Below are 2526 nucleotides of genomic sequence, written 5' to 3' on the forward strand. Positions count from 1 at the left end.
CCCCTGGCGCCTGCAGTGCATGCACCCCGCGGCAGAACCGAGAGGCGGCGGCGCGCGCCGGCACATACGGAACCTTGCCGGCAAAACCTCTGTGCAGAGCTACTAGCCGTTATCTCAACGGAATGTTGATGTTGACGCTCGGGCTCGACGGATAGCGGTCGTAGTTATCGTAGCGCTGATACATCGGCTCGTAATAGGTGGGCGCCGGGGCATAGACGACAGGCGGCGGTCGCATGACATAGACCGGCGACCGCTGCACGATCACAGGCTGCTCGACGATATAGACCGGCGAGCCGCGATAGCGCTTGCCGTGCCCGCCTTCGCCGCCCTCGGCCGTCGTCGCTACCGTCGCGGCGGCGCCGATCACACCGATGAGCAAGCTAGCCTTTTTGGCTATCGACATTGCAGCCTCCTGTTTGATCGCCGGGTCACTAACGCACACGACGTCTGCGGTGTTCCATTCGCTTCACACGTAATGATGCGGTGGAACGACTTCGTCGGGTGGTGGCTTTGCTGTGACCGGCGCAAGCCGGAATCATTCTCAAGCGCCGGCGACTTTACGCCGCCGCAATCAGCGGCATGCTGCAGCGATGATCATGCCGTTCGAGAGCGCGCTTCCCGACATCGCCTGGCCCGCTGCCGTGTCGGGCCGCGGCATGGCCACTCTCTCGCTGCTCTTCCAGCTCGAACGCACACAATGGTGGCCGGCCGATCGCCTGCGCGAAGCCCAGCAGGCTCAGCTCAAACGCCTGCTCGATCACGCCGCGCGTCACGTGCCGTTCTATCGCCGCCGCCTCGGCAAGGTGGCTGACGCCGACGGCGAGATGTTCTGGCAGCGCTGGTGTGAGCTGCCGCTGCTGACACGCCAGGACGTGCAGCGGGCCGGCGACGACCTGTTCAGCCGCTCCCTGCCCGACGGCCATGGCGAGCTTACCGAAGTCTACACTTCGGGCTCGACCGGAAAGCCGGTCCATGCCGTGCGCAGCGACCTCTGGCTCCTGATGTGGAGCGCGGCGACGGTGCGCGAGCATCTCTGGCACGGCCGCGACTTCTCGGGAAAGCTCGCGGCGATCCGCGAATCGGGAACGGGCAAGGCGCTCTATCCCGACGGCGAGCGGCTCGACAACTGGGGCTTCTCCACTGCGGACATCTTCCGGACCGGCCCCAGCGTCAGCCTCAACATCACGACGCCTGTCGACGACCAGCTGGATTGGCTCTCGCGCGAGGAGCCCGACTATCTGCTGACGCATCCGACGATGCTCGACCGCCTGGTCCGGCGCAGCGCCGAAACCGGCCGTCGTCCCAAGCGGCTGAAGCAGGTGCTGACGATCTCGGAGATCCTGGCGCCCGGCCTGCGCGAGCTCTGCCGCACCGAGTGGGGTGCGCGCGTCGTCGACACCTACAGCACCCGCGAGGCCGGCTACCTCGCCCTGCAGTGTCCGGATACCGACCACTATCATCTGCAGTCGGAGACGGCGCTGGTCGAGATCCTCGATTCTGACGGCCAACCCTGCGCGCCCGGCGAAGTCGGCCGCGTGATCGTGACGCCACTGCACAATCTCGCGATGCCGCTGGTGCGCTACGACGTCGGCGATCATGCCGAAGCGGGCGGCCCCTGCTCCTGCGGCCGCGGCCTGCCGGTGATCCGGCGCATCCTCGGCCGGCGGCAGAACATGCTGCGCACGGCCGAAGGCGAGCGTTGGCCGCTCTTGTCGTCGGACGATATCGGCAAGCTTCTGGCCCTGGCACCGATCCGGCAATACCAGTTCGCTCAGACCCATCCCGACCGCATCGAGGTGCGCCTGCAGACCGAGCGGACGCTCACCGACGAGGAGGCGCGGGGCGTCCTGGGCTGGGCCCGGGCCAAATTCGGCCAGGGATTCCGCATCGACCTCGCATTCCCAGCCGAGCTTTCCCGCACGGCATCGGGTAAGTTCGAGGACTTCGTCTGCCTGCTGTGAGGAAGAGGAGAAGCCCGATGAGCAATCCTGCCTTGCCGTTGCGACTGCATCACAACGCCTATGTCTGCGCCGACCAGGAGCGCACGCGCCACTTCTACGAGGACATCGTCGGCATGCCACTGCTGGCGGCCTGGATCGAGGAGGCCGAGTTCCCGGAATTCCCCGGTCGGCGCATGAGCTATAGCCACGCCTTCTACGGCATCGGCGACGGCGGCGCGCTCGCCTTCTTCAACTTCGCCGATCCCGAGGCGGCCGCCGCCTACCAGGCCAAGAAGCAGCCGACGTTCATCCATATCGCGCTCGCCGTCACCGGCGAGACGCAGGACCGCATCAAGCAGCGGCTCGAGACCGCGAACCTCAAGGTGCGCGAAGTCGACCATGGCTATTGCAAGTCGATCTACGTCCAGGATCCCGACGGGCTCCTGGTCGAGTTCACGTCGGACCCGCCCGACGCCGGCGAGATCGCCGCCCATCAACGCACCACGGCGCACGAGACGCTGCGCCGCTGGGCGGCGGGCGACCGCAAGGTCAACAACGACATCCGGCCGCATCGCTGACGGAGCGC

Annotated in this window: 3 protein-coding genes; 2 read left to right on the forward strand and 1 reads right to left on the reverse strand. The window is 66.7% G+C overall.

The window, feature by feature from the left end; all coding sequences use genetic code 11:
• Positions 1–109: 109 nt before the first annotated feature.
• On the reverse strand, positions 110–403 hold the full coding sequence (locus RSO01_RS46490) for a hypothetical protein (RefSeq protein WP_147157429.1): 294 nt from the start codon (positions 401–403) through the stop codon (positions 110–112).
• 187 nt (positions 404–590) lie between these two features.
• On the opposite strand from RSO01_RS46490, the gene RSO01_RS46495 reads away from it, so the two are divergent.
• Entirely contained in the window at positions 591–1961 is a 1371-nt protein-coding gene (locus tag RSO01_RS46495) for a phenylacetate--CoA ligase family protein (protein WP_147157430.1), read from the forward strand.
• 17 nt (positions 1962–1978) lie between these two features.
• Complete coding sequence (locus RSO01_RS46500; protein WP_147157431.1) at positions 1979–2518, forward strand: VOC family protein; 540 nt, start codon at positions 1979–1981, stop codon at positions 2516–2518.
• The last annotated feature ends 8 nt before the right edge of the window (positions 2519–2526 follow it).

It is taken from the genome of Reyranella soli, from assembly GCF_007992495.1.
Lineage (GTDB): Bacteria > Pseudomonadota > Alphaproteobacteria > Reyranellales > Reyranellaceae > Reyranella > Reyranella soli.

What these genes read in the sequence shown, in the direction of transcription:
- RSO01_RS46490 (WP_147157429.1), bottom strand. Translation starts at nt 403, where the DNA reads ATGTCGATAGCCAAAAAGGCTAGCTTGCTCATCGGTGTGATCGGCGCC.
- RSO01_RS46495 (WP_147157430.1), top strand. Translation starts at nt 591, where the DNA reads ATGATCATGCCGTTCGAGAGCGCGCTTCCCGACATCGCCTGGCCCGCT.
- RSO01_RS46500 (WP_147157431.1), top strand. Translation starts at nt 1,979, where the DNA reads ATGAGCAATCCTGCCTTGCCGTTGCGACTGCATCACAACGCCTATGTC.